The 21,852-nt window shown below is 73.8% G+C and carries 21 protein-coding genes; 10 read left to right on the top strand and 11 right to left on the bottom strand.

The window, feature by feature from the left end; all coding sequences use genetic code 11:
* The first annotated feature begins 76 nt into the window (after positions 1 to 76).
* Positions 77 to 2,209 carry a HelD family protein gene (locus tag EDD33_RS18055; RefSeq protein WP_123392427.1) on the top strand — a complete coding sequence of 711 codons (2,133 nt, stop codon included), beginning with the start codon at positions 77 to 79 and terminating at the stop codon, positions 2,207 to 2,209.
* Positions 2,210 to 2,264: 55 nt separating this feature from the next.
* A complete protein-coding gene (locus EDD33_RS18050) occupies positions 2,265 to 4,157 on the top strand; it encodes an anthranilate synthase family protein (RefSeq protein ID WP_123392426.1) in 1,893 nt (630 codons plus the stop codon).
* 114 nt (positions 4,158 to 4,271) lie between these two features.
* On the opposite strand, the gene EDD33_RS18045 is transcribed toward EDD33_RS18050, so the two are convergent.
* The 9 genes from EDD33_RS18045 to EDD33_RS18005 form a co-directional block, all read right to left on the bottom strand.
* The gene (locus EDD33_RS18045; RefSeq protein ID WP_123392425.1) at positions 4,272 to 5,651 is read right to left on the bottom strand and encodes a S1C family serine protease; all 1,380 of its coding nucleotides are present in this window, start codon (positions 5,649 to 5,651) and stop codon (positions 4,272 to 4,274) included.
* 44 nt (positions 5,652 to 5,695) lie between these two features.
* Positions 5,696 to 7,090 carry a sensor histidine kinase gene (locus EDD33_RS18040; protein ID WP_123392424.1) on the bottom strand — a complete coding sequence of 465 codons (1,395 nt, stop codon included), beginning with the start codon at positions 7,088 to 7,090 and terminating at the stop codon, positions 5,696 to 5,698.
* Between the two features lie 19 nt (positions 7,091 to 7,109).
* Positions 7,110 to 7,820, bottom strand: a complete 711-nt coding sequence (locus tag EDD33_RS18035) for a response regulator transcription factor (RefSeq protein ID WP_281274197.1) — start codon at positions 7,818 to 7,820, stop codon at positions 7,110 to 7,112.
* Between the two features lie 88 nt (positions 7,821 to 7,908).
* The gene (locus tag EDD33_RS18030) at positions 7,909 to 8,763 is read right to left on the bottom strand and encodes a fructosamine kinase family protein (protein ID WP_123392422.1); all 855 of its coding nucleotides are present in this window, start codon (positions 8,761 to 8,763) and stop codon (positions 7,909 to 7,911) included.
* 64 nt (positions 8,764 to 8,827) lie between these two features.
* Entirely contained in the window at positions 8,828 to 9,424 is a 597-nt protein-coding gene (locus EDD33_RS18025) for a maleylpyruvate isomerase family mycothiol-dependent enzyme (protein WP_123392420.1), read from the bottom strand.
* A 4-nt stretch (positions 9,425 to 9,428) separates the two neighbouring features.
* Positions 9,429 to 10,430, bottom strand: a complete 1,002-nt coding sequence (locus EDD33_RS18020) for a sigma-70 family RNA polymerase sigma factor (protein ID WP_123392419.1) — start codon at positions 10,428 to 10,430, stop codon at positions 9,429 to 9,431.
* Positions 10,431 to 10,521: 91 nt separating this feature from the next.
* Positions 10,522 to 11,025 (bottom strand): low molecular weight protein-tyrosine-phosphatase, encoded by a 504-nt coding sequence (locus tag EDD33_RS18015; protein ID WP_246003595.1) that lies wholly within the window; start codon positions 11,023 to 11,025, stop codon positions 10,522 to 10,524.
* A gap of 1 nt (position 11,026) precedes the next feature.
* Entirely contained in the window at positions 11,027 to 11,410 is a 384-nt protein-coding gene (locus EDD33_RS18010; RefSeq protein WP_123392418.1) for a phage holin family protein, read from the bottom strand.
* Positions 11,411 to 11,428: 18 nt separating this feature from the next.
* Entirely contained in the window at positions 11,429 to 12,139 is a 711-nt protein-coding gene (locus EDD33_RS18005; protein WP_123392417.1) for a GntR family transcriptional regulator, read from the bottom strand.
* A gap of 138 nt (positions 12,140 to 12,277) precedes the next feature.
* Between EDD33_RS18005 and EDD33_RS18000 the strand changes: the two genes are divergently transcribed.
* From EDD33_RS18000 to EDD33_RS17990, 3 genes are read left to right on the top strand one after another with little or no spacing between them, the layout of a single operon-like run.
* Entirely contained in the window at positions 12,278 to 13,210 is a 933-nt protein-coding gene (locus EDD33_RS18000; protein ID WP_123392416.1) for a dimethylarginine dimethylaminohydrolase family protein, read from the top strand.
* Positions 13,211 to 13,220: 10 nt separating this feature from the next.
* Positions 13,221 to 14,324, top strand: coding sequence for a histidinol-phosphate transaminase (gene hisC, locus EDD33_RS17995; protein WP_123392414.1), 1,104 nt, complete (start codon positions 13,221 to 13,223; stop codon positions 14,322 to 14,324).
* Positions 14,325 to 14,366: 42 nt separating this feature from the next.
* Entirely contained in the window at positions 14,367 to 15,326 is a 960-nt protein-coding gene (locus EDD33_RS17990) for a glutathione S-transferase family protein (protein ID WP_123392413.1), read from the top strand.
* A 78-nt stretch (positions 15,327 to 15,404) separates the two neighbouring features.
* Here EDD33_RS17990 and EDD33_RS17985 read toward each other — a convergent pair whose 3' ends face one another.
* Both EDD33_RS17985 and EDD33_RS17980 read right to left on the bottom strand, forming a co-directional pair.
* Complete coding sequence (locus tag EDD33_RS17985; protein WP_123392412.1) at positions 15,405 to 15,617, bottom strand: hypervirulence associated TUDOR domain-containing protein; 213 nt, start codon at positions 15,615 to 15,617, stop codon at positions 15,405 to 15,407.
* A 17-nt stretch (positions 15,618 to 15,634) separates the two neighbouring features.
* Positions 15,635 to 16,132 (bottom strand): SRPBCC family protein, encoded by a 498-nt coding sequence (locus EDD33_RS17980; protein WP_123392411.1) that lies wholly within the window; start codon positions 16,130 to 16,132, stop codon positions 15,635 to 15,637.
* 33 nt (positions 16,133 to 16,165) lie between these two features.
* Here EDD33_RS17980 and EDD33_RS17975 point away from each other — a divergent pair, with 33 nt between their 5' ends.
* The 5 genes from EDD33_RS17975 (at position 16,166) to EDD33_RS17955 (ending at position 21,803) form a co-directional block, all read left to right on the top strand.
* The gene (locus EDD33_RS17975; protein ID WP_123392410.1) at positions 16,166 to 17,101 is read left to right on the top strand and encodes a DMT family transporter; all 936 of its coding nucleotides are present in this window, start codon (positions 16,166 to 16,168) and stop codon (positions 17,099 to 17,101) included.
* 97 nt (positions 17,102 to 17,198) lie between these two features.
* Positions 17,199 to 17,843, top strand: a complete 645-nt coding sequence (locus EDD33_RS17970) for a hypothetical protein (protein WP_148077139.1) — start codon at positions 17,199 to 17,201, stop codon at positions 17,841 to 17,843.
* A 268-nt stretch (positions 17,844 to 18,111) separates the two neighbouring features.
* Positions 18,112 to 19,269, top strand: a complete 1,158-nt coding sequence (gene pdhA, locus EDD33_RS17965; protein WP_123392407.1) for a pyruvate dehydrogenase (acetyl-transferring) E1 component subunit alpha — start codon at positions 18,112 to 18,114, stop codon at positions 19,267 to 19,269.
* Positions 19,269 to 20,246, top strand: a complete 978-nt coding sequence (locus tag EDD33_RS17960; protein ID WP_123392406.1) for an alpha-ketoacid dehydrogenase subunit beta — start codon at positions 19,269 to 19,271, stop codon at positions 20,244 to 20,246. Before pdhA ends, EDD33_RS17960 begins: the two co-directional genes overlap by 1 nt.
* Positions 20,247 to 20,294: 48 nt before the next feature.
* Entirely contained in the window at positions 20,295 to 21,803 is a 1,509-nt protein-coding gene (locus EDD33_RS17955; protein WP_123392405.1) for a dihydrolipoamide acetyltransferase family protein, read from the top strand.
* The last annotated feature ends 49 nt before the right edge of the window (positions 21,804 to 21,852 follow it).

The following is a 21,852-nucleotide window of genomic DNA, read 5'->3' as shown; positions in this document are numbered from 1 at the left end:
GACCGCCGCGCGCGGGACCCGCCCCGAGTAGAGTTGTCGCTTCCCCGGGCAGGATCAGGTCGATGGAGGCACCGCGTTGAGCAGTGACGTGGCCGCGCGCGAGGTCGCGCAGGAGCAGGCGTACGTCGACACCGTCTACGCGCAGCTCGAGAAGGCGGCGGCCTCGGCCCAGGAGCTCGCCAAGGAGGGCCTCGAGCGGGGGCGCATCGGCAACGAGGGCGGCCTCGTCGAGCGCGACGCGATGGTCTACCAGGCGGCCCGCCGGATGGCCACGCTCGACGCCGCCCACGAGGGCCTCGTCTTCGGCCGGCTCGACCTGCGCCCCGAGCGCGACGTCCCCCCGCGCTACATCGGCCGCATCGGGCTGCGCGACGACGACTACGACACCCTGCTGATCGACTGGCGCGCCCCGGCCGCCGCGGTGTTCTACCAGGCCACGCAGCACGACCCCCAGGGCGTCGTGCGCCGCCGCATCCTGCGCTCGCGCGGCGTCACCGTGCTCGGCGTCGAGGACGACCTGCTCGACGCCGAGGCCGAGACCGACCTCGAGATCGTCGGTGAGGGCGCGCTGCTGGCCCAGCTGTCCCGTGCCCGCGACCGATCGATGCACTCGATCGTCGCCACCATCCAGGCCGAGCAGGACAAGGCGATCCGGGCGCCGCAGAAGGGCGTCGTGTCGATCTCCGGCGGCCCGGGCACCGGCAAGACGGTCGTGGCGCTGCACCGCGCGGCCTACCTCCTCTACGCCGACCGGCGCCGCTACGAGCGCGGCGGCGTGCTCGTCGTCGGCCCGTCCGGCGTGTTCATGCGCTACATCGAGCGGGTGCTGCCCTCGCTCGGCGAGACCGCCGTGGCGCTGCGCTCGCTCGGCGAGGTCGTCGACGGCGTCAAGGCGTCGCGTCGTGACGACCCGGCCGTCGCCGAGGTCAAGGGGTCCGCGTCGATGGCCGAGGTGCTCCGTCGTACGGCGCGCCAGGCGGTGCCCGACGGCCCCGGCGAGTACCGCGTCTTCTACCGCGACGACAACCTCGTCCTCGGCCGGCGCGAGCTGGGCGCGATCCGCCGGCAGCTGCTCTCGATGGGGCTGCGCAACCGCTCCACCACCAAGGTCGCCTCGACGCTGATCGACGCGCTGTGGCGGCAGGTGCGCTCCGAGCGCGGCCGGGAGCGGACCAAGGAGGACTTCTCCGAGGAGCTGCGCACCCGCGACGACTTCCTGGAGTTCGCCGCCGCCTGGTGGCCCGTGCTCGACGCCCCGACCGTGCTCGGCTGGCTGCGCGACCCCGACCTGCTGGCCCGCGTCAGCGAGGGCGTGCTCGACGACGAGGCCGTGCGCCTCCTGGCCAAGTCGTGGGGCGAGACGCTCAGCGTCGAGGACGTCGCGCTCCTCGACGAGCTGCGCTACCTGCTCGGCGACCCGCCGCTGGTCAACACCGGCTCGGTCGACGACGAGTGGCTCAGCGCCGAGGACTCCTCGCTGGTCGAGGTCACCACCGCCTCCGACCGGGAGTACGCCGGCCCCCGCGGCTGGACCCCGCCCACCCACCGCGTCGAGGACGACGGCTTCGCCCACGTGCTCGTCGACGAGGCGCAGGACCTCACCCCGATGCAGTGGCGGATGCTCGGCCGTCGCGGCCGCACCGCCACCTGGACGATCGTCGGCGACGCCGCGCAGTCGTCGTGGCCGGTGCCCGCCGAGGCCCGCCGCGCCCGCGCCGAGGCGCTCGGCGACAAGCAGGTCCACGAGTTCCACCTCTCGACCAACTACCGCAACTCCTCGGAGATCTACGACTTCGCCGCGGCGTACGCCGAGCGGGTCGGCCTCGACGCCGACCTGCCCGACGCCGTCCGCTCGACCGGCGTCGCGCCCGCCGAGCTCACCGTCGACGACCTCGAGGCGGCCGTCCACCAGCACCTCACCGAGCTGGCCGGCTCGCTCGAGGGCACGGTCGGCATCGTCGTGCCGGTCGCCCGCCTCGGCGAGGTGACCCGCTGGGTGTCCTCGTGGGGCGAGTTCGCCGACGAGACCGGCACGCCCGAGTCGCGCATCGTCGTGCTCCCGGGGCTGGACACCAAGGGCCTGGAGTTCGACGGCATCGTCGTCGTGCAGCCCCAGGAGATCGAGGACGAGGCCCCCACCGGCCGCGCCACCCTCTACGTCGTCTACACCCGTGCCACCCAGCGCATGGTCACCCTCACCACCCCCTGACCCGGCCCTGGACTCAGCACGAGTGCCCGGTCGGCGTACGGGTAGCGTTCGGGCCATGTCTGCCCCGCTCGACGCCCGGTCCGCTCTCGAGGAGCTGATGGGGCACGAGGCGTGGGCCGCGGTGCGGCTGCGCGACTCCCCGACGGTCACCCTCGTCGGTGGGCCGGTGAGCCACCTCGCGACGCTGCGCGACATCCCGCTCGAGGAGGGGGTCCCCGAGGACGGCCGTCGCTTCGACCGGCTGGTGGCGGTGCCGTTCCGGCAGGTCGCCGAGCGTGGGTTCGTGGCGCACGACGACGGCGCGCCCCTGGCCGTGGTCGACATCGCGACCGAGCGCGAGGTGCCGCTGGAGGAGCTGCTGGCGGTGCTGCCCGAGGTCGACCTGGCGTACGACGACACCGGCGGCTTCGAGACCAGCGACGCCGACTACGCCGCGGTCGTCGAGCAGATCATCCGCGACGAGATCGGCCGGGGCGAGGGGGCCAACCTCGTCGTCGGCCGCCACTACCGCGCCAAGCTCAAGGACTGGGACGCCCGCCAGGCCCTCGGCGTGCTGGCGCGACTGCTGACCCGCGAGCGCGGCGCCTACTGGACCTACTGCTTCTGGACCGGCGAGCGGTTCCTCATCGGCGCCTCGCCCGAGCGGCACGTCAGCGTGCACGGCGGCGACGTGCGGATGAACCCCATCTCGGGCACCTTCCGGCTCGGCGGCCACGAGCCGAGCGAGCTGAAGCCACGCCTGATGGAGTTCCTCGCCGACGAGAAGGAGGTCTTCGAGCTCTTCATGGTCGTCGACGAGGAGCTGAAGATGATGTGCGACATCTGCCACGAGGGTGGCCAGGTGCTCGGACCGTTCCTCAAGCCGATGACCCACCTCGTGCACACCGAGTACCTCCTCGCCGGGCGCACCCGGTCCGACGTGCGCGACGTGCTGCGCGACACGATGTTCGCCGCCACCGTCACCGGTGCCCCCGTGGAGAACGCCTGCCGGCTGATCCAGCGCTACGAGTCCGAGGGGCGCGGCTACTACGCCGGCGCCCTCGCCCTGCTCGGCCGCGACGAGGAGGGCGCCCCCACCGCGGACAGCCCGATCGTGATCCGCACCGCCGACGTCAGCGCCGACGGGCACCTCAAGGTCACCGCCGGCGCGACGCTGGTGCGCGACTCCGAGCCCGACTACGAGGTCGCCGAGACCCACGCCAAGGCGGGCGGCATCCTGTCGGCCTTCGGCCTGGCCCCCGGCGCGACCGCGACGCCCACCGACGTCGCCGACCTGATCGCCGACGAGGACGTCCTGATCGCGCTGGGCTCGCGCAACCAGCGGCTCGCGAAGTTCTGGCTCACCGACCAGTCCGGCGCCGACGCGGCCCCCTCGCTGCAGGGGAAGAAGATCGTCATCCTCCACGGCGAGGACGACTTCGTGAACATGCTCGCCCACGTGTTCTCCGTGCTCGGGATGGACTCGACCGTCGTGCGCCACGAGGAGTACGCAGCCGGCGCGTTCGACGGTGCCGACCTCGTCGTCGTCGGCCCCGGACCGGGCGACCCGCGCGAGCACGACCACCCCAAGATCGCGGCGTACCGGACCGCGGTCGCCGACCTGCTCGAGGCCGAGCAGCCCTTCCTCGCGGTCTGCCTCGGCCACCAGGTGCTGTGCGACGTGCTCGGTCTCGACCTGGCCTTCAAGGATATCGTCTTCCAGGGCACGCAGTCGCGGGTCGAGCTCGACGGCCGGACCGAGCCGGTGGGGTTCTACAACACCTTCGTGGCCCGGGCGGGTGACGCGCTGCCCAGCGGCGTGAGCGTGCAGGCCGACGCCGAGACCGGCGACGTCCACCAGGTCGAGGGCCCGCACTTCCGCGGCGTGCAGTTCCACGCCGAGTCGATCCTCACCGAGAACGGCTTCGCGCTGCTGCGGCGGCTGCTGCTCGACCTCCTCGACGGCTGAGGGTCGCCGGCCCCCGCCACCCACGCAGCAGCACGGCCCCGCCAGGGGGGAGGGACGCCCGAGCTCTCGGGTTCTCGGGCGCCCCACCGCCGTGGCGGGGCCGTGCCGGGTGGGTCAGGAGGCCGGGGTGCCGGCGTCCGACCCCAGGTCGGCCCGGGTGGTGGCCGTCCTGCCGTCGCGGACGTAGGTGATGGTGACGTCGTCGCCGGGACGGTGGCCGCGGATGGTGGCCACGAGCGACTCGGACCCGTCGATGACCTCGTCGTCGACCTTGGTGATGACGTCGCCGTCGCGGAGCCCGGCGGAGTCGGCCGCGCCACCGTCCTCGACCTCGCTGACCAGCGCGCCCTGGCTGGGCTGACCGGCCTGGCCGCCGCCCTGGCCGCCCTGGCCCCCCTGGTTGGTGTCGCCGACCGAGACGCCCAGGCGGGCGTGGGTCGGGGTGTCACCGTCGAGGATCTGGTTGACGATGGGGAGCACCTCGTCCATCGGGATCGCGAAGCCCAGCCCGATCGAGCCGCCCTGCCCGCCGCTGAGGCTGCTGCTGCTGGAGGTGCGGATCGAGGAGTTGATGCCGACCACGCGACCGGACAGGTCGACCAGCGGGCCGCCGGAGTTGCCGGGGTTGATGGCCGCGTCGGTCTGGATAGCGGGGTACGTCGTGGACTGTCCCTGCTGCGAGGTCTCGTCGGTGCCGACGGAGACCGGGCGGTTGAGCGCGGAGACGATGCCCGAGGTGACCGTGGCGTTGAGCCCGAACGGCGAGCCGATGGCCACCACGGACTGGCCGACCGAGAGGTCGCCGGACTTGCCGATCGAGGCCGGCGTGAGGTCGGTCGCACCCCGGGCCTTGATCACCGCGATGTCGACCAGCGGGTCGGTGCCCACGACGGTGGCCTGGAGCGTGGTGCCGTCGTTGAGGCTGACGGAGATGTCGCCGCCCTCGCCCGCACCGGCGACCACGTGGTTGTTGGTCAGGATCTCGCCGTCCTTGCTCAGCACGATGCCCGAGCCGGAGCCCGCGCCCTCGGAGCTGGAGACGTTGACCTTGACGACCGAGGGGAGCACGGCCGAGGACACCTTCTCGACGGTGCCGTCCTCGACGACCGCGGTCTTGGTCGCCTCGACGCCGCCGCTGGTGGTCGCGCCGGTGGCGCCGTCCTCGGTCACCGCGTCGTACAGCGCCGCCCCGCCGACACCGGCGCCGCCACCGACGAGCAGCGCGCCCACGAGCAGGGCCGCGGCGTACTTCCGGCCGCGGGCCCGCGGAGGCACGGTCGCCAGCGCGGGCGAAGCGTAGGGGTCCTGCGGGGGCGGCGGGTAGGAGCCCTGCCAGATCGGCGGCTCGGAGTAGCCCTGCGACCCCGGGGGGCCCTGCGGAGCGGGCTGGTGGGGCGGCAGCGGGCGCGTGTGCTCGTCGCCGTCCTGGGGAGCGCGGGGGCCCTGGGGCCCGGAGGGCTGGTAGGGGTCCTGGGGCGGGTTCTGCTCGGTCATGGCTCCAGTCTGGGTGGCCTCCCTGAGAGGGCGCTTGGAACCCCCTACGACCGCGCCAAGACCTCGGGCGGGGCCATGGTGCCGGGCACGCTGAACCAGAACGCGGCGCCGCCGTCGGGCGCGGTGCCGGCGGTGACCGCGCCGCCGTGGCGGTCCGCGACCGCCTTGACGATGGACAGGCCGAGCCCGGAGCCGGGCATGGTGCGCGACTCCGCCGAGCGGTAGAAGCGCTCGAAGACGTGGGGCAGGTCGCCCGCGGAGATGCCGCGGCCCTGGTCGGCGACCATCACGGTGCCCTCGTGCAGCTCGACGCTCACGGTGCCGCCCGGCGGGCTCCACTTGGCGGCGTTGTCGAGCAGGTTCGTGATGGCGCGCTCCAGGGCAGCGGCGTCGCCGGTGACCCACCAGGGCTGGGTGCGGACGTCGAAGGCGACGGTGGTGGTGCGGCGGCGTACGCGTGTGACGGCCTGACCGACCACGGCCGCCAGCTCGACCGGCTCCACCGCGGGGGTGGCGGGGTCCTCGCGGGCGAGCTCGGTGAGGTCGCCGATCAGGGTGGTCATCTCGGCGATCTGGGCGCGTACGTCGGCCAGCAGCTCCGCCCGCGACTCCGCCGACAGGTGGGTGCTGGCGTCGGCCTGGGCCAGCAGGTCGAGGTTGGTGCGCAGCGAGGTCAGCGGGGTCCGCAGCTCGTGGCCGGCGTCGGCGACGAGCTGGCGCTGACGCGTCTGGGAGGCCGACAGCGCGGTCAGCATCGAGTTGAACGCCACCGCGAGGCGGGCCACCTCGTCGTTGCCCTCGATGGTGATGGGGTTGAGCCGCTCGGTGCGGGCGATCTGCTCGACGGCGGTGGTGAGGCGGCGTACGGGACGCAGGCCGTTGCGCGCCACCGCCCAGCCCGCGAGACCGGCGGTGACCATGCCGGCGATGCCGAAGAGCAGCATCACCAGGCCCAGCCGGTCGAGCATCCGGTCGGTGGGCTGCAGCGACTGGGCGAGCACGAGCGCCTCGCCCGGCTGGGCCGGCACCGCGACGACGCGGTATCGCTCGGACTCGATGAGCACCGTGCGCGCCGACCAGGGCCGCTCGCCGAGCGCCACGTCGGCCTCGGGGCCGTAGATCCTGCTGGCCTGGACCGCACCGTTGGTGGTGCGCATGTTGCCGGTGGTGGCGTCGAGGAACAGGATCTTCACGTCGGCGGCGCCGAGCGCCCAGGCGGGGACCCGCTGGCGCTGCAGCTCCTCGAGGGTGTCGGTGTGCGCGGCCTGCGCGGCCCGGGAGCGCAGCGACTCGTCGAGGCTGGACAGGCTCTGCATCCGCACCGTGGCGTACGCCGCGAACGCCACCCCCGTGACGGCCAGGCCCACCGCGATCGTGGTCAGCAGGGTCACGCGGCCGGCGAGCGAGCGGCGGTAGCGCAGCGGCACGAGGAAGCTCATCGCGACATCACGGCGTCCATCAGGGGGCCTCGCGCAGCACGTAGCCCACGCCGCGCACGGTGTGCAGCAGCCGGGCCTCCCCCTCGGCCTCGGTCTTGCGACGCAGGTAGCCGACGTAGACCTCGAGGCTGTTGGCGGTGGTGGGGAAGTCGAACCCCCACACCTCCTCGAGGATGAAGGAGCGCTCCAGCACCCGGCGCGGCCGGCGCAGGAACAGCTCCAGCAGCGAGAACTCGGTGCGGGTCAGCTCGATGAGGCGACTGCCGCGGCGTACCTCCCGCGAGGCGAGGTCCATGCTGAGGTCGGAGAAGGCCAGCGTCTCGTCGGCCTCGCCCTCCACCGGCGTCACCCGTCGCAGCAGCGCCCGGAGCCGGGCCAGCAGCTCCTCGAGCGCGAACGGCTTGGCGAGGTAGTCGTCGGCCCCGGCGTCGAGCCCCTCGACCCGGTCACCCACGGCGTCGCGGGCGGTGAGCACCAGGATCGGCACGCTGTTGCCGACCTTGCGCAGCGCGCGGGTCGTCTCCAGGCCGTCCAGGCGCGGCATCATCACGTCCATCACGACGGCGTCGGGGTTGGTGCCGCTGATCCCGGCCAGCGCCTCGGCGCCGTCGGAGGCGGTGGAGACCTGGTAGCCGTTGAACTCCAGCGACCGCCGCAGCGACTCCCGGACCGCGCGGTCGTCCTCGACGACGAGCACGTGCTGGCGGGAGGCAGGGCTGTCCGGTGTCACGGGTTCAGGGTGCCACCAGGGCCTGAGGGCTGGCTGAGACGCGCGGGGGGTGGGGGCCGGCGCTCTGCTCCCTGGAGAGCCGACCCCCTCAGAGCCGCCGGGCCAGCTCGCCTGCCCGGGCGCCGTACCCGCCGCCGAACATCGCGGCGTGGAGGAGCGCCGGGAAGAGCTGGTGGAGTGGCTGGCGGTCGCGCCAGCCGTCGGCGAGCGGCCGCTCCTCGTCGTACGCCGCGACGAGGCGCTCGAGGTGAGGGGTGCCGAAGAGGGCGAGGAGCGCGAGGTCGGTCTCGCGGTGGCCGCCGTGGGCGGCGGGGTCCACGAGGTGGGCGCGCTCGGTGCCCCAGACCACGTTGCCCGACCACAGGTCGCCGTGGAGGCGGGCGGGCGGCTCGGCGGGGCCGGCGAGCTCCGCGACCCGGCGTACGACGTCCTCGACGGCCGCGGCGTCACGCGGCTCGACGTGGCCGCGGTCGACGGCCAGCCGGAGGTAGGGCAGCACCCGCCGGACCGCGTAGAACTCCGGCCACGTGGGGGCGGGTCCGTTCGGCAGCGGCAGCGAGCCCACGAAGCCGTCCTGCTCGGCGCCGAAGCCGTCGGCGCCGCTGGCGTGCAGCAGGGCCAGGCCGCGGCCGAGCCCGGCAGCCGCCTCGGCAGTGGGTCGTCCGGTCTCGATCCAGGCGAGGACGAGGCAGTCGCGGTCGACGGCGAGCACCTCGGCGACGGGTACGACGCCCGGCTCGGCCAGCCACCGCAGCCCACGCGCCTCGGCGGCGAAGAAGTCCTCCGGCGCCCCCGACCGGGTCTTCACGAGCGCGGACCGGCCGTCGCCGAGCCGTACCCGGGTCGTCACGCAGGTGTCGCCGCCCGCGACGGGGGTGGTGGCCGCGACGGGCGTGCCCAGCAGGCGCTCCACGAGCTCGGCGACCCCTCGGCTGCGTGCCATGCCCCCAGGGTGCCGAGCCGGACCAACCACCGCCAGGGCAGCGGGCGGCGACCAGCCGCCGGGGTCAGCGGGGCCGCCCGACGCGCCAGCCGGCGTCACGGCCGAGGTGGGCCAGCAGGCGCGCGGCCGCGGAGCCGTCCGTCGGCACGAGCGCCGGCGCGAACCGACCGCCGCGCTCGCCCGCGGGCACCGCGTGGCGGGCGACCGGGAGCAGCCGGGCGGCCAGGTCCTCGGGCGGTCGCCGGGCGGGACCGACGGCCGCGGCGACGTCCCAGCCGTGCACGGTCACCTCGAGCGCCCCGACCAGGGCGAGGGTGTCGCGGTCCAGCGCCAGGACGTCCACCTCGACGGCTCCGCCGGTCGGGAGGGCCTGCCAGCGGGCGCGCGTGTGGCAGGCGCGGCGTACGACCCGCTCCACCAGCACCGCGGGCTCGCGGGCCGCCGCCGGCAGCGGGGCGTCGAGCGCGACCCGGCCCAGCGCGGCCTCGGCGAGGGCCGCGAGCGAGTCCTCCATGTGGACGAGCAGGTCGCCGAGGTCCCAGCCGGCGCAGGGCGTCGGCAGGCCGGCGTCGGCGGTGCGCGCCGCCTGCAGGCAGTCGTGGGTCCAGACCACGGCAGCGTCCAGCACCGCGAGGGCACGCGGCGCCGAGAGCGTGGGCACGGCCCTAGCCGGCGGCGTACGACGCGGGCAGCGTGGCCGGCAGCCCGAAGGTCTCGAACAGGCCCTCCTCGAAGAACGCCACCACGTGCCGCACCCGGCCGTCGACCAGCTGCAGCACCTGCAGCTGGAAGGGCCGGAAGTCGCCCTGGGGGGTGCGCATGTAGAGGCCGTACGCCGGCTGGCCGTTCGCCGACGTCCGCAGCATCGGCATGTCGTGCGCGCCGCCGGGGCAGTTGTGCTCGATGAGCTCGGCGATGGTCTCGGCGCCCTGGTACCAGCCGGTGAAGGGTGGCATCTCCCAGACCGCGTCCGCGGCCAGCATCGTCACCAGCGCGTCGACGTCCTTGGCCCAGAACGCCTGCACGTAGCGCTCGAGCATCCGCTCGTGCTCCGGCGTCAGGGTGTCCTCGACGGTGCCCTCGGTGAGCTGCTTCTCCGCGAGCTGGGCGTGCGCCCGCTGCAGCGCGCTGTTGACCGCGGCGACCGTGGTGTCCAGCGCGGCGGCGGTCTCCTTGGCGGTCCAGCGGAGCACGTCGCGCAGCACGAGCACGGCCCGCTGGCGGGGAGGCAGGTGCTGGAGCGCGGCCACGAAGGCGAGCCGGATGGCGTCGCGGTTGCCGACCACCTCGGCCGGGTCGATGTTGGCGACGTCGACCATCACGTCGGGCATGGGCTGCAGCCACGGCACCTCGTCGGCGGTGACCAGCTCGTCGCGGGCCTGCGAGTCGGGCATCCCCAGGCCGGTGGGCAGCGGCCGGCGGCCCCGGCCCTCGAGGTTGGTCAGGCACACGTTGGTGGCGATCCGGTAGAGCCAGGTGCGGACCGACGAGCGCCCCTCGAAGTCGTCGAAGGCCTTCCAGGCCCGCAGGTAGGTCTCCTGGACCATGTCCTCCGCGTCGTAGACCGACCCGGTCATCCGGTAGCAGTGCGCGGTCAGCTCGCGGCGGTAGCGGTCGGCCACCTCGGGGAAGGGGGGAGTCGGGACGCGGTCGTGGAGCTGGGTCATGGGTCCTCCTCCAGGGGGTCCAACTGTAGGCAGGGGAGGAGACTTCGCGGCACCCCCGAAATCATCGGTGGGCGGGTCGGTGGGCCCTCGCTCAGCGCAGGTCGAGGCGCGCGAGGCCGTCGACGAGGACGGCGCAGGTGCGTTCGACCATGGCGAGGACGTCGGCGAAGCCGGCGTCGCCGCCGTAGTAGGGGTCGGGCACGTCGGGTGCCGGGTCGGCGTCCGCCTCGGGGTCGAAGGAGCGGAACAGCCGGACCCGGTCGGACTCCCCGCCGATCTCGGCGAGGTTGGCGGCGTCCATGGCGAGCACGAGGTCGAGGCCGGCCCAGGTGGCGTCGTGCTGCTGGGCGCGGTGGCGGCTCGCGTCGTACCCCGACGCGGTCAGCCGGGCCGCCGCGCGCTCGTCCATCGGCTGGCCGACGTGCCAGCCGCCGGTGCCGCTGCTGCGCACCTCGACCCGGTCGGCGAGGCCCGCGTCGGCGACCAGCGAGGTCGTCACGACGTCGGCCATCGGGGAGCGGCAGATGTTGCCCAGGCACACGAACCCGATCCGGTACGGCGCGCCCAGCGGCGCCGGCAGCGCGGGTGCGGCCACCTCAGCGCCGCCGCTCGGGGTCGGGCAGCACGGCGTTGACGAGCAGGCTCACCAGCGAGATCACGATCGACCCGAGCAGCGCGGTGCCGAACCCGTCGACGCGGAAGTCCAGCCCCACCGCGCCGGAGATCGCGCTGGTCAGCAGCAGCATCGCGGCGTTGACCACGAACCAGAACAGGCCGAGGGTCAGCACGATCAGCGGCAGCGACAGCAGGCGCACGACGGGCCGCACCACCGCGTTGACCACCCCGAAGATGACGCCGACGACGAGCAGCTCGACGGCCAGCGTGGTGTCGTCGGGAGCCGGGAGCGTGATGCCCTCGAAGAGCCACACCGCCGCTCCCAGTGCCAGCGCGTTGGCGATGACGAAGACGAGGAACCTCATGCGCCGCAGCGTAGAGGCCTACTCCGCGCGCAGCCGCCGCTCGACCTCGTCGGTCATCGACTCCTCGGCCTCCTCGAGGTGGGCGGCGAGCTCGGCCGCCGCGGCCTCGGTGTCCCCGGCCTCGAGCAGGTCGAGCAGGTGGCTGTGGGAGTGCACCTGCTCGGCGGCGTTGCCGCGGGCGCGGTCGACCTCGGCGAGCGCGAGCCGGACCTCGGCGTGCAGCCCGTCGACGAAGGCGAGCAGCCGGCTCGACCCCGCCAGCCCGGCGAGCGCCCGGTGGATCCGGAGGTGGGCGGCCACGAACTCCGCGGTGGTGCAGTCGCTGCCCCGCAGGTCGGAGTAGGCGCTCAGCGCGTCGCGCAGCTCCTGCCGCTCCTCCTCCGCCGCGTCGGGCCAGCGGCGTACGCCGGCGCTCTCGACCACCACCCGCGCCCGGCAGACGTCGGCGACCTGGGCGCTGTCGAGGCGGCGCACCTGGGTGCCGCGGTTGGGCAGCCGGTCCGCGAGGCCCTCGGCCACGAGCACCCCCAGTGCCTCGCGGACCGTCGAGCGGGAGACCCCGAGCGCGTCGGCGATCGCCACCTCGCGCAGCGGGGTGCCGGGCTCGAGCTCGCCCTCGAACAGCGAGCGGCGCAGCTCCTCGGCGACCCGCTCGACCGTGGTCATCGGCTCGATCCGCAGGCCCGCGAACGGGCTGAGCGGGGCGCCTTCGCGCGGGGTGGCCGACATGGGACCCCCATCATCGCGCGCGTTCTTTGGCGAAGCACACCCCCGTGGGTCACACTGGACCCAAGATTGTCCGACAATCAGGCAATACGTGACCGGCGTCACCACCGCTCGACGCCCCGCACCGCCGAGGAGGCCCCCATGAGCACGCGCCCCGAGACCCTGCCCGCCCCGCCCGTCCCGACGACGCAGCCGCTGCCCTGGGGCCGCCGCTACCTCGCGGTGTCGCCCGACCACTTCCGCATCGACTACGCGATCAACCCGTTCATGCACCTCGACGACCAGCCCGACCCGGTCCGCACCCGTGAGCAGTGGGCCGCGATGGTGGCCGCGATCGAGGCCGCCGGCGCGAGCGTCGAGGTGCTCGGCCAGCTCGCCGAGGCGCCCGACATGGTCTACGCGATGAACCTCGGCCTGGCGCTCGAGCGGGAGGACGGCTCGCCCCACGTCGTGCTGTCCCACATGCGCCACGCCGAGCGCCGGATGGAGACCCCGGCCGCCGAGCGCTGGTGGGCCGACCGTGGCGCGACCACCCAGCGCACCGGCCGCGACGGCGTCGGCGCCCACCTCGAGGCCGGCGACGCGTTCGCCTGGCGCGGCGACCTGGTCGTCGGCTTCGGCCCGCGCACCGAGGAGCTGGCCCTGAAGCACCTCGCGACCGAGCTCGGCACGACGGTCCGAGGCTTCCGCATCGTGCACCCGGGGATGTACCACATGGACCTCGGCTTCTGCCCGCTCGACGACACCCGCGCGATGGTCTGCCCCGCGGCGTACGACGAGGCCTCGGCCGCCGCGCTCCTCGACCTCGTGCCCGAGCCGCTCGTGCTCACCGAGGACGAGGCGATGACGTTCTGCGCCAACTCCGTGGTCGTGGGCCGCACCGTGGTGATGCCCGCCTGCCCCGACCGGGTGCGCGCGCAGCTGGAGGAGTGGGGCTTCGAGGTCGTCGTGGTCGACGTCTCCGAGCTGCTCAAGGGCGGCGGCGCCGTGCGGTGCCTGACCAACCCCCTCGACGTACGCCTCGGGCGGGACCTGCGACCGGTCCCCGGGGGCGGCGTCGTGCTGCCGTCCTAGAGTCCTGCGGGTGAGCAACCCCCACGACACGGCACCCTCCCCCCGCGCGACGATCGCCGCCATCCCGGCGTACGTCGCCGGCAAGCCGCCGACGCCGCGACCCGGCCAGCAGGTCTTCAAGCTGTCCTCCAACGAGAACCCCTACCCGCCGCTGCCGGGCGTGGTGGAGGCCGCCGAGGCCGCGGTGGCGCGGATGAACCGCTACCCCGACATGGGCAACACGGCGCTGTACGCCGCGCTGTCGGACAAGCTGGGCGTCGCCCCCGAGAAGCTCGCCGCGGGCACCGGCTCGGTGGCGGTGCTCTACCACCTGCTCCAGGCGTTCTGCGAGCCCGGCGACGAGGTCGTCTACGCCTGGCGGTCCTTTGAGGCCTACCCGATCGCGGTGTCGGCCAACGGCGCCACCTCCGTCCGGGTCCCCGTCACCGCGACCGGTCGCCACGACCTGGCGGCGATGGCGGCGGCGGTCACCGACCGCACCCGCGTGGTGGTCGTCTGCACGCCCAACAACCCGACCGGCACGGCCGTCAGCGACGCCGAGCTGCGCGACTTCGTGGCCCAGGTGCCCCCGCAGGTGCTGGTCGTCGTCGACGAGGCCTACCGGGAGTTCGTCCGCGACGAGGACCCCGTGGACGCGCTCGCGCTGGCCGCCGAGCACGCCAACGTCGCGGTCATGCGCACCTTCGCCAAGGCCTACGGGCTGGCCGGGTTCCGCGTCGGCTACCTGGTCGCCCACCCGGACGTGGCGGCGGCGGTGCGTGCGTGCGCGCTGCCGTTCGGCGTCTCGAGCGTCGCCCAGGCCGCGGCCGTGGCCTCGCTCGAGGCCGAGGAGGCGTTGCTGGAGCGCGTCGACGCGCTCGTCGCCGAGCGCACCCGCGTCGTGGACGCGCTGGCCCGGCAGGGCTTCGAGGTCCCCGAGGCCCAGGGCAACTTCGTCTGGCTCCCGCTCGGGGACCGCTCCCTGGAGTTTGCCGCGGCGGCCGAGCAGGCCGGCATCTCGGTGCGGCCCTTCGCCGGCGACGGCGTGCGCGTCAGCATCGGCGAGCCCGAGGGCAACGACGTCCTCCTCGAGGTGACGGCCGCCTGGCGGTCCGGCGTCCCGGTCCCGGAGTAGCCCGAAGCGGTTGAACCTTCTCCCATCCGGGAACATGGGGGCATGGCAGACGAGACCGGCGGCAGCTACGTCGAGCAGGGCAAGTCCTTCGACCGGGACATGAACTACATCCCGGACCGCATCGTGCGCGAGCCCGTCGAGGGCTCCGACCCGCCGCAGTGGCCGGTCGAGCCCGGCCGCTACCGGCTGGTGGCTGCGAAGGCCTGCCCGTGGGCCAACCGCGCCATCATCGTGCGCCAGCTGCTCGGCCTCGAGGACGTCATCTCGCTCGGCCTGGCCGGCCCCACCCACGACCAGCGCAGCTGGACCTTCGACCTCGACGAGGGCGACGTCGACCCGGTGCTCGGCATCGAGCGGCTGCAGCAGGCCTACTTCGAGCGCTACCCCGACTACCCGCGCGGCATCACCGTCCCCGCGATCGTCGACGTCCCCACCGGCCAGGTCGTCACCAACGACTTCCCGTGGATCACCCACGACCTGTTCTTCGAGTGGACCGAGCACCACCGCGCCGACGCGCCCGACCTGTGGCCCGCCGAGGTCCGGGACGAGATGGAGGAGGTGATGCAGCGCGTCTTCACCGAGGTCAACAACGGCGTCTACCGCTGCGGCTTCGCCGGCACCCAGGAGGCCTACGACGAGGCCTACGACCGGCTCTGGACGGCGATGGACTGGCTGGAGGACCGGCTGGCGGACCGTCGCTACCTGATGGGGTCGACGATCACCGAGGCCGACATCCGGCTCTTCACCACGCTGGCCCGCTTCGACGCGGTCTACCACGGCCACTTCAAGTGCAACCGCCAGAAGCTGACCGAGCTGCCCCACCTCTGGGGCTACGCTCGCGACCTGTTCCAGCAGCCCGGCTTCGGCGAGAACACCGACTTCGCGCAGATCAAGGCGCACTACTACGTCGTCCACACCGACGTGAATCCCAGCGGCATCGTGCCCCAGGGCCCCGACGAGTCGGTCTGGCTCACCCCGCACGACCGCGAGCGGCTGGGCTAGCGACCACCAGCACGAGTCGTGTGGGTGGGAGGGCGCCAGGGCGCGCCCTCACCCACACGACTGTGCGCCCGCGACGGCTCAGCCCTGCTGGACCTCGCTCTTGAGCTTCAGCACGGTCGTGCCGTCCTCCTGCTCAATGACGTACGCCGGGTCGTCGTCGGAGCCGTTGCGGGTGATCTCGCTGCCCTTGGACGTCCGGGTGACCTTCTCGTGGTGGACCTCGGTGACCTTGCCCTCGGCCTCGTTGTCCCCCCACGTCCAGGTGACGGTGGATCCGGTGCGGATGCTCATGGCTGCTGTCCTCTCGCTCAGGTGGTGCGGGCGTCGTGCTCTGCGGCCTTCTTGAGCTCGACCAGCGTCCCGGCGATGCCGCGTCGGTTGCGCTCGGGGAAGCCGGCCAGCTCGACGAACAGCCGGGGCAGGAGCCCGTAGCGGCTGTAGTCGAACGACTCGGTCACGCGCGTACCCCGCGCGGTGGGTTCCAGCACGTAGCGCCACCGGTGACCGCCGAAGTGCCGCCAGGCGATCCGCCGGTCCTCCTCGAGCTCGACCACGGTGTTGCGGATCTTGTAGGGCAGTCCGAACAGCCTCATGTCCATCCCGAAGTGCGCCCCCTGCGTCAGCCGGTCGGGGCCCGAGATCGAGCCGCGCAGCGACCCGGAGCCGTCGATCCGCGGGTGCTGGCGGGGGTCGGCGAGGAGGTCGAAGACCACGGACGGCGGCGCCTGGACCTCGATCGAGTCGGTGACGACGCGGGGGTGCTCGGTGGACGGGGCAGTGCTGTCCTGTCCGGACGGGGAGGTCATGGGCCGAGTCAAGCAGCCGTAGCGTGAGCGGCGATGACCTCGCCCACGACGACCCGGCCCGCCGACCAGGGGCGGCTGCCGTTCGTGCCCGCGGCGGGCTTCGTGCTGATCTGGTCCTCGGGCTACATCGTGGGGCCCTACGGCGTCGGGGCGATGGACCCGCTGATGCTGGTCGCCTTCCGCTTCCTCCTGGCCGCGGCGATCGCCTGGGCCCTCGCCCGGGCGCTGCGCGGGCCGCTGCGGGTGCCGCGGGCCGACCTGCTGCGGATGGCGGCCACCGGGCTGGTGCTCAACGGCGTGCAGTTCGCCGCGATGTACCTCGCCTTCGAGCGCGGCCTCGGCGCCACCCTCGGGGCGCTGCTGCACTCGCTGAGCCCGGTGCTGACCGCCGTCCTGGCCGCCGCGCTGCTGCACGAGCGGCTGCGACCGGTGCAGGTGCTCGGTTTCGTCGTGGGCGTCGGCGGCGTGCTGCTCGTGCTGGGTCCCGACCTCGACCAGGCGGGCGGGCCGGTCGCCGTGGCGTGGGCGGTGCTCAGCGTGCTCGGGCTGAGCCTGGGCACCCTCGGCCAGCGCTGGATCGGCCACGCGCCCGACCCGCTGTGGTCGGCGGCGGTGCAGTTCGGGGTGTGCGGGCCGCCGCTGCTCGTGCTCGCGCTGGCGACCGAGGGCACCGACGTGGTCCGGGACCCCGTCGACGCCGCGGTCGCGGTGCTGGTGCTCGCGGTGGTCAACTCGATCGTGGGCCTCGGCCTGCTGGGCGTGCTGGTGCGGGCGCGGGGCGCCGGTGCGGCCGCCAGCGTGTTCTTCGTGATGCCCCCGGTCACGGCCGTGATGGCCTGGGTCGTGCTGGGCGAGACGCTGGGAGTCCGCGAGGTCGTGGGCCTGGTGGTCACGATCGCCGCGGTGGCGGCGGCCACCCACGGAGGTGCGCGAGCGGGCCGGGCCCGGACCGACGCACCGGTTCCCTGAGCCCGCCCGCGCGCGTCGCTCGTTTCACCGCAGTCCCAGCGGGCACCCTGGACCCGGACGAAGCGGTCGTCCGGGGGGCAGTTCCAGGGAGGTAGCCATGGCTGGTTTCGGACGCAGGCGGGAGCCCGTCGAGGGGGAGCGAGAACACCTCGGCGAGACCGAGGGGCGTGACCGGGGCCGGGAGGGCGTCGTGACCCACGACGACCACCACGCGCGCGAGAAGTTCGGCGGCGCCAACATCGGGGCCGCCTTCTTCGGCTGGATGGTCGCGGTCGGCATGACCGTGCTGCTGACCGGCATCCTGGCCGCCGTGGCCGCGGTGCTCGGCTACTCCGGCGTGGTGACGCAGGACCAGGCCGAGGACAACGCCGCCAGCCTCGGCCTCGGTGCCGCGATCGCGCTGCTCGTCGTGGTGCTGCTCGCCTACTACTGCGGGGGCTACGTCGCCGGCCGGATGTCGCGCTTCGACGGCGGTCGCCAAGGCCTGCTCGTCTGGGTGATCGCGCTCGTGGTCAGCGTGCTGGCCGCGGTGCTGGCGACCGTCGCGGGGGACCAGTACGACGTCCTCTCCCGCACCGACGCCCCCGGCATCGGCCTGCCCAGCGCCAGCGACCTCACCACCTCCGGCATCGTGGCGGCCGTGGTGGTGCTCGTCGGCACCCTGCTGGCCGCGATGGCCGGCGGCAAGGTCGGGCAGCGCTACCACCGCCGCGTCGACCGGGCCGCCGAGCGCGTCGTCTGACCCGCTCCTCACGCGCACGTCACGGCCGCCGTCCCGTCCCGGGACGGCGGCCGTCGTGCGTCCGCGGGGCGGTGTGGCGGCGGTCACCGGGGGCCGGTAGGTTGACGGCGCTCCTGTGGTCCCGGTCACACCGTCCCACCACGACGTCGTGGCCGACGCCGCAGGAACCCGCACTGTTGCGTCGTACGCCGGGACACCCCCGGCACCCGGCGACCACGGCGCCGGACCGGTGATCCCGGCGCCGGCTCAACCCAGACAGGAGTGACGCGTGAGCCAGTCCCGTGAGGCCTTCGGCCCCGATCTCGTCGAGGTGTTCGGTCCCTCGCAGCGCGACGGGGGCCCCGACCTGGTGCAGCTGCTGACCCCCGAGGGGGAGCGCACCCACCACCCCGAGTTCGACCTCGACTTCTCCGGCGACCAGCTGCGCGGCTTCTACCGCGACATGGTGCTGACCCGCCGCATCGACACCGAGGCCACGGCGCTGCAGCGCCACGGCGAGCTCGGCATCTGGGCCCAGCTGCTCGGCCAGGAGGCCGCGCAGATCGGCGCCGGCCGCGCGCTGCGCCCGCAGGACTACGTCTTCCCGACCTACCGCGAGCACGGCGTCGCCTGGTGCCGCGGGGTCGACCCGCTCGACCTGCTCGGGCTGTTCCGCGGCGTCGACCACGGCGCCTGGGACCCGCGCGAGAACAACTTCGGGCTCTACACGATCGTCATCGGTGCGCAGGCCCTGCACGCCACCGGCTACGCCATGGGCATCCAGCGCGACGGCGCGGTGGGCACCGGTGACCCCGACCGCGACGCCGCCGTCGTCGCGCACTTCGGCGACGGGGCGTCCTCGCAGGGCGACGTCAACGAGGCGTTCATCTTCGCCGCGTCCTACAACGCCCCGGTCGTGTTCTTCTGCCAGAACAACCAGTGGGCGATCTCGGAGCCGATCGAGCGCCAGTCCCGCATCCCGCTCTACCAGCGCGCGCTCGGGTTCGGCTTCCCCGGCGTCCGGGTCGACGGCAACGACGTGCTGGCGACGTACGCCGTGACGCAGGCCGCCCTGCAGCGCGCCCGTGAGGGCAGCGGACCCACCCTGGTGGAGGCCTACACCTACCGGATGGGCGCCCACACCACGACCGACGACCCGACCCGCTACCGGCTCTCCGACGACGTCGAGCACTGGAAGCTCAAGGACCCGATCGCGCGCCTGGAGGTCTACCTGCGGCGCAACGGCCTGGTCGACGACGACTTCGTGGCCGACCTCAAGGTCGAGGCCGACGCCCTGGGGCACCGGCTCCGCGAGGGCTGCAAGGCGCTGGCCGACCCGAAGGCGCTCGACCTGTTCGCCCACGTCTACGCCGAGGAGACCGAGGAGCTGCGCCACCAGCGCGAGGGCTACGCGGCCTACCTCGACACCTTCGAGGGGGCACGCTGATGAGCCGGATCACGCTGGCCAAGGGCCTCAACGCCGGGCTGCGCAAGGCCATGGAGGACGACCCCAAGGTCCTGGTCATGGGCGAGGACGTCGGCAAGCTCGGCGGTGTCTTCCGGATCACCGACGGGCTGCAGAAGGACTTCGGCGAGGACCGCGTCATCGACTCCCCGCTGGCCGAGTCCGGCATCGTCGGCACGGCGGTCGGGCTGGCGCTGCGCGGCTACCGGCCGGTGGTGGAGATCCAGTTCGACGGGTTCGTCTACCCGGCGTACGACCAGATCGTGTGCCAGGTCGCGAAGATGCACTACCGCTCCCGGGGTCGCTCACCGATGCCGATGGTCATCCGGATCCCCTTCGGCGGTGGCATCGGCGCGGTCGAGCACCACTCCGAGAGCCCCGAGGCGCAGTTCGCGCACACGCCCGGGCTCAAGGTGGTCGCGTGCTCCAACCCGGTCGACGGCTACTGGATGATCCAGCAGGCGATCGCCAGCGACGACCCGGTGGTGTTCCTGGAGCCCAAGCGGCAGTACCACGCCGACAAGGCCGACCTCGACGAGACCGCGACCCCCGAGCCGCTGTTCACCAGCCGGGTGGTGCGGCGCGGCACCGACGCGACGGTCGTGGCCTACGGGCCCACGGTGAAGACGGCGATGGCCGCCGCCGAGGCCGCGGCCACCGACGGCACCTCGCTCGAGGTCATCGACCTGCGCACGCTCTCGCCGCTCGACATGGGGCCGGTGCTGGAGTCCGTGCGCCGCACCGGCCGTCTCGTCGTGTGCCACGAGGCCCACGTCAACCTCGGCATGGGCGCCGAGGTGGCCGCCCGGGTGACCGAGGAGTGCTTCTACTCCCTCGAGGCGCCGGTGCTGCGGGTCGGCGGGTTCGACACGCCGTACCCCGCCTCGCGCATCGAGGAGGACTTCCTGCCCGACCTCGACCGGCTGCTCGACGCCGTCGACCGCTCCCTGGCCTTCTGACGTCGTCGGTCGCGCCCGTCGAGACCACGAGCCCCGAGAGGAACCGCAATGTCTGAGTTCAAGCTGCCCGACGTCGGCGAGGGCCTGACCGAGGCCGAGATCGTCTCGTGGCGCGTCGAGGAGGGCGACACCGTCGAGATCAACGACGTCGTCGTCGAGATCGAGACCGCCAAGTCGCTGGTCGAGCTGCCCTCGCCGTACGCCGGCACGGTCACCGCGCTCCTCGTCGCCGAGGGCGAGATGGTGCCCGTCGGGACGCCGATCATCGCGATCGGCGACCCCGCGGCGGTGGCGCCGGTCGAGCCGGCGTCGTCGGGCGAGCCCGTCGCGACCCCGCCCGCCCCGGTGCCCGACATGGTCATCGACCTCTCCAACCCGGCCGCGAGCGGCGGCGGCGAGGGCGAGAGCCTGGTGGGCCGCAACAAGGCCGACCGGGGTCCCGTGCGCCGCCCCCGTCGCGGCTCCGCGTCGCCCGCCACCGAGTCGGCGGCGGCGACGCAGATGCAGGTGCAGGGCGCCTTCTCCCAGGGGGGAGCGCAGTCACAGGACGTCGTCGAGTCCGACGAGCCGGCCGTGCCTGCGCACGAGGCGCCCGCACCTGCTGTCGCCGACGCGTTCGTGCCCCGGGAGGCGCTCACGGGCGAGCGGACCCGGGTGCTGGCCAAGCCGCCGGTGCGCAAGCTGGCGCGCGACCTCGGGGTCGACCTGACCTCGCTGAGCGGCACCGGCCGCGAGGGCGCCGTCACCCGCGCGGACGTCGAGCAGGCGGCGAGCGGCGCGAGGCCCGCGTCGCCGGTGGTGCGCACCTCCTACGAGCCGGCTGCCGGGACGGCGACCTCGCCCGACGCGCGCGAGCGCCGCGAGCCGGTCAAGGGCGTGCGCAAGATGATGGGCCAGGCCATGGTCGACTCGGCCTTCTCGGCGCCGCACGTCACCGAGTGGGTCACCGTCGACGTCACCCGCACCGGCGAGCTGGTGGAGCGCCTCAAGACCCACCGCGACTTCCGTGACGTCAAGGTGAGCCCGCTGCTGGTGCTGGCCAAGGCCGCGCTGCTGGCCGTGCGGCGTACGCCCGAGGTCAACTCGACCTGGGACGAGCCGGCCCAGGAGGTCGTCTACAAGTCCTACGTCAACCTCGGCATCGCCGCCGCGACCCCGCGGGGCCTCGTCGTGCCCAACGTCAAGGACGCCGACGCCCTGTCGCTGCGCGAGCTGGCCGAGGCGCTGGCCGCGCTGACCGCGACCGCGCGCGAGGGACGCACGCAGCCCGCCGAGATGGCCGGGGGCACCTTCACCATCACCAACGTGGGCGTCTTCGGTGTCGACGCGGGCACCCCGATCATCAACCCCGGCGAGTCCGCGATCCTGTGCTTCGGGGCGACGCGGCGGCAGCCGTGGGTGGTCGGCACCGGCGCCGACGAGCGGCTGGAGATCCGTGACGTCTGCACCCTCGCGCTGTCCTTCGACCACCGTCACGTCGACGGTCAGATGGGCTCGCGGTTCCTCGCCGACGTCGCGTCGATCATGGAGGACCCCGCGACCGCGCTGCTGTTCTGAGGCCGCCCTCACGTAACGTGCCGCGCGGGAGGGCCGCGGGGGAGCGGCC

This window comes from Nocardioides aurantiacus (assembly GCF_003752505.1).
Taxonomy (GTDB): Bacteria; Actinomycetota; Actinomycetes; order Propionibacteriales; family Nocardioidaceae; genus Marmoricola; species Marmoricola aurantiacus.
Note: the sequence above shows the minus strand (reverse complement) of the source record. Positions and strands in the feature narration are given on the sequence as shown.